The organism is Escherichia sp. MOD1-EC6300, assembly GCF_002965045.1.
GTDB classification, from domain to species: domain Bacteria; phylum Pseudomonadota; class Gammaproteobacteria; order Enterobacterales; family Enterobacteriaceae; genus Escherichia; species Escherichia coli_F.
This window is the reverse complement of sequence record NZ_PTRH01000033.1, coordinates 1-4,588: the sequence shown is the minus strand read 5'-3', so window position 1 is coordinate 4,588 and position 4,588 is coordinate 1. Positions and strand designations below refer to the sequence as shown.

Below are 4,588 nucleotides of genomic sequence, written 5' to 3'. Positions count from 1 at the left end.
TGAGGAATATCTCAATTTTTAAACATAAAATGCGAATTGTTTAGTACAAAAAAGCAGCGTTACGTGATCTTTCCCTGATTCAATTGCCAATCTAACAGCGTCTTGCCCCCCTCTTAACTGTAATACTCTGGCAGATGAAATCCTTTTCAAGGAATTGCGATCATCAAGTAAGCGAAATAATTCATCATCATTTAGTTTCTTACATTGATTGTATAAACCATACTCTTTACTTGCCTTTCTTTTCTGGTATATATTCGACATTGTAGGAATATCCATAAAGACTATCTTTTTCTATCGTTTGACTGTCTGGAGTCCTCCACCTACTCTGCCATCAGCGCACACGATGTTTGTTTATCCTTACATACTTATTTTCCGTGGCCAAAATTTAGAATTCTCCCATCATTTTTGCCTATTTCTATAATAAAAACCCCACCAGCAATTTGTTCTGATTGAATGGTGCCTTCAACAATCCAACTTATTGGTAATTCCTTGATTTTGTATGGTTTTTCTTCTTCTGCGGCATCATGCCCATAACGATTCTTAACATATATCTCAGCTAATTCCAATGCTATGGATTTATTTTTAACCAAATTTCTAACGGTATATTTCCCCTCACTTTCATACTTGCGCATTATTATAATATTATTACACTGCGCCCATGTGTTGTATGTAAAAACAAACAAAGATACAATTACACAGGTTCTGAATAATATTTTCTTACACGTTGCCATGTATTCTGCAAACATTAGGCAATCCTTTTCCATTTGTTATATCTTTCCCATGATTATCTATTGCTTTAAAATTTTCACCTATTGACCTTGAATTACTAAAATCACTTCCAGTGAAATCTGAGTTATTCAGAATAGCATTCATCAGAGCCGCATTGCGAAAGACAGCATTTCTAGTTGATGTATGTTGAATCATTACATTTCTTAAATGAGTTTTTTCAAATTTCGCCCCATCAAGACAATAACCATTGAGGATGGCACGATGTAGATTCATCCCGCTAAAATCATATCCAGCAAGAGTGGTACTATCTATCTCAAGAAATTTATTGGTTATTAAAAATGCGATTCTTATCATCTGTTCCTCCAATCATCTAACTCCGGAAAATTTGAAAACCAGAACCTCGCTTAGGGGGTAGGATTATTCTGCGTACCACGCTGTTGTCCTTTCCGTGCTGATAAGGGCCAGCAAGTTATCCGGTTTGCTTCGTTGAGTTCACCACGCTAAAGCTCCGTGTCCACATAACCTAGGTCGGAGGCATGACCTTCTCTGGTTCGTCCCATCTAAAATGTCTATAAAGAACATGGTTATTCAATTATTTTTTCTTTGAGTTTATTCTCAATCCAGCTGTCTTTATACCTGATGAAAATTTGACACTCACCAATATTATCAATGTCTCCAGAATTTGTATTTGGAATTTGTCCAACTGCAACTATAGTTGATTCAAAATATTCAACATTGACATTATCTGTAATTATTGAAATTATATAATCATCTGGAATAGAGCCATTAGGAGTTATATTGAAGAAACTAACACCTGAAAATACAAAATAACCATCTTCTAAGTCTTCATTATCATAAAAATTCCATTCTGTTGTACCATAGGCTATCCTTGAGATTAAATTAACCTGAATTCTAATTTGTTTACTCCATAAATCAAATTCAATTTTTTTTATTGCTCGATCACCAAGATATATTCTATCAAACATATTACCCCCCTATTCTAAAAATACTCAGGCATTCCGCACATTATATCAGCCTCATCTTGATTGCTTCTCGTTTCCCGATACGGCGGCGCGGGGAGTCATAAAGGTAAGAAATTTCCAGCAGTACGGCGTCCTATTGTTCACGGCGGTAATGCACCAGCCAGTATTGGCTATCGTAGTGATAACCGTGTAACCTGCCGCCGCATCGCGTATCTAATGTTCATTCTTTTCCATAAACCGTCCGTACACATTGTGATAGTAAAAATACAATACATCTTTGCTGATGCGGTTATTCTGCTGCATGTGGGGAGCGCCGAATACTGCTCCCGGTATGGCCAGTAATTACTATTTAGTACGACGTTAGGGGGAGTCAATTAATCTCACAGATACTTCAAGTAACAGATGAAAATCGCTCCTGAAATGAAAAAAGAAATTTTTTTGAATGTGTTCCTGTCAAATCAAGTGGTTTTTTCGTCGATATGTAGAGTCATATTGTAAACAAAATTGTTACGAAACACACCTTGGTAAAATATTTGAATCGACTGTACAGTGGATTATTTTGTGTGTATTACATTCAACACTTGCCCATCTTTTTTCGCTATTAGTATTGTAAAATTTCCTCCTAACGTCTTCGGTTGTTTTCCCTCGATTTTCCAACAATTATTGTCATCTGTAATACTATATGGTTTCTGAAATTCTGCTTTTTCTTTCCCGTATACATATTTAATGTAAACATATGATAATTCCAAAGCCATTTCACGACTATTTACTAAAATTTCCACTGGATTTTCTTTTCCAGATACTTATTATGATATTGTAAACAATATCATAATAAGTAATATTAGTGAGTTTCTCGTGTTCTACACCTATCGAATCTCAAAAGTTGAGGGTAAAACATTACATTCAGAATATATGATATTCCTACCATCGGAATCCATTTTTCCAAATCGACCTTCTGGTGTGCCTGGATATCCATTAAGAACATGTTTTTCCGAATGGTTAATTTATTTTCTCAGGAAGATGTTTTATTTTTCTTCACTACGAAGCAGTTCATGCTGTATTTTTGTTAAACATTCGTAAGACTCATCTTTGTTCGGGAGATGTGCTGTCATTCGAGCATAAGTTGGCTTCTCATCTTTAAAATATTTAACCATGATTGAATTATCAAGGACTGCCAACAACTGAGCTGGATCACTGCTCTTTTTTTGATAGATACCCGCTCTTATATAACTTCTAAACCGATCGCCGAGAAACGCCGTTTTTTCTGCTGTATTTATCAACTCCTGCAACGTTCCTTTGATGGCATGATTTTCATTAAGGCGTAGTGACCCAACGCGAATTAAGAGTCTCGCCCCGCTTGGTGTGAATTTATTATTTTTACATGTACCCAGTTCTGTTTGCCAATAATACTCACCGATGTCCTCATTCTGATACCATCTCCACATGGCTTTATTATTTAAGACAGGAAACGCGGAAAAAATAGTACCCTTAGCGAAAATAGTAAAACAATCATGATCTTTAGCTTGTATTTCGCAATCAGCTATAGCACCAAAACTAACAAATATCATCAGCAAAAAGAACAAAAATCTTTTCATTTTCTTATTCCTCTCGATGTTCTCTGTTTCATTTTAGCTAAAATTTCACCCAAATCATCTATCCCTGCTGTTGCTGGCCCATCGGGTTTATTAATGTCTGGGAATAAATAGGGTTCTGCACAAGTATATCCTGGTGGTAATTGAGTTGTTGGCCAATTTGTCTGTGGCAGGTAATCACTTGCTGTCTTTGTATCCATCCCTGGATACTGGGGATCATCCTGTGGCGTACAAGTCAGATTTGGTTTTACCCACTTCCTGCAATACAGTGTGTAGTCGTAAGGGCTTAATGCTCTGAAGAATGTTTTGAAAACATTAGGCGCACTACTGGCCTGGTCAATAGGATATGGCAGTCTTAATTGTTTCGCTATGTCTGGCAATTTACTTGGATCGGGCGTAGGCGGTTTGTTGGGTCTCGCTCCATATCCGCCATTATTTAAGTGTCCATATTTTGATGCCAGTCCCATTGAATCTATATACTGAACCGGATTCAACGGATACTGATAAAAATTCCACCCGCCTTCCAGCCCAATCGGATCCTGAGTGATATACCGCCCCTGCAGCGGGTCATAATAGCGATGGCGGTTGTAATACAGGCCGGACTCCTCCTCATACTGCTGACCCGGCAGGCGGATGAGCTGCTGCAGCTGGTGCGGGTTCTCTTCATTCAGCAGGTTGCCCCACTCATCGTATTCTGCGCACCATTCTGTTGCCCCTTCCGTGCTGACAAGCGCCAGCGGCAGGCCGCGATGGTCGCAGTGGTACAGGTGGATTTTTCGCGCCGGCGTGTACACCGGGTCCATCTGGTTTTGCATCTGCTCCACCGTCAGGCCGCACGATGCCAGCCAGCGGCGGCTTTCCTCACTCACCCGGTCAGCCAGGATTTCACTTTCCAGCCGGTCGGGCATCTGCACCAGCACCGGCGGGAACACCACATGGCCACCGTCTTCACCGCCGGACTGCTGAAGAGCGTCCGCCAGGCTGCGGCGCTGCGTTTTCGCCAGCTCACCGGTGGCGGTTTCAACTCTGATGAGTGGTGCGAAGCTCCCCGGCTGATAAACCGTCTGGATGCGGGTTCTGTCGTTCTGTATCGTGGTCAGCCGGTCGCCGTCCCAGCCGTACCAGGTCACTTCCGGTTTCCGTGACAGCGACATCCAGCCCGTCAGGTCCCGTTCACGCCGCCACACCCGTTTTGCCACCCTGCGGCCCAGCGGGTCGTAAAGATAGCGACTTTCGACCAGCGGCTCTGCATATTGTGTCCGCGTGTAGTGCACCAGCCGGTGC

Annotated in this window: 5 protein-coding genes and 3 pseudogenes; all 8 read right to left on the bottom strand. The window is 40.9% G+C overall.

Features of this window, described 5'->3' with window-relative positions; genetic code table 11:
- Positions 1-66: 66 nt before the first annotated feature.
- Positions 67-261: pseudogene (locus BGE37_RS24480) on the bottom strand (HEAT repeat domain-containing protein); the annotation flags it as partial.
- Between the two features lie 104 nt (positions 262-365).
- Positions 366-746 carry a YbbC/YhhH family protein gene (locus BGE37_RS24475; RefSeq protein WP_105288536.1) on the bottom strand — a complete coding sequence of 127 codons (381 nt, stop codon included), beginning with the start codon at positions 744-746 and terminating at the stop codon, positions 366-368.
- Positions 718-804 (bottom strand): annotated as a pseudogene (locus tag BGE37_RS26070) (pentapeptide repeat-containing protein); the annotation flags it as partial. The pseudogene BGE37_RS26070 and the gene BGE37_RS24475, both read right to left, overlap by 29 nt.
- Before the next feature lie 30 nt (positions 805-834).
- Positions 835-1,083 (bottom strand): annotated as a pseudogene (locus BGE37_RS24470) (pentapeptide repeat-containing protein); the annotation flags it as partial.
- A 230-nt stretch (positions 1,084-1,313) separates the two neighbouring features.
- Positions 1,314-1,715, bottom strand: a complete 402-nt coding sequence (locus tag BGE37_RS24465) for a DUF6258 family protein (protein WP_032183646.1) — start codon at positions 1,713-1,715, stop codon at positions 1,314-1,316.
- 551 nt (positions 1,716-2,266) lie between these two features.
- A complete protein-coding gene (locus tag BGE37_RS24455) occupies positions 2,267-2,494 on the bottom strand; it encodes an NTF2 fold immunity protein (protein WP_000404862.1) in 228 nt (75 codons plus the stop codon).
- Between the two features lie 243 nt (positions 2,495-2,737).
- The gene (ybfC, locus tag BGE37_RS24450; protein ID WP_032183644.1) at positions 2,738-3,307 is read right to left on the bottom strand and encodes a protein YbfC; all 570 of its coding nucleotides are present in this window, start codon (positions 3,305-3,307) and stop codon (positions 2,738-2,740) included.
- Positions 3,304-4,588, bottom strand: a 1,285-nt coding sequence (locus tag BGE37_RS24445) for an RHS repeat domain-containing protein (protein ID WP_198598477.1), incomplete at its 5' end; no start/stop codon positions are given. The genes ybfC and BGE37_RS24445, both read right to left, overlap by 4 nt.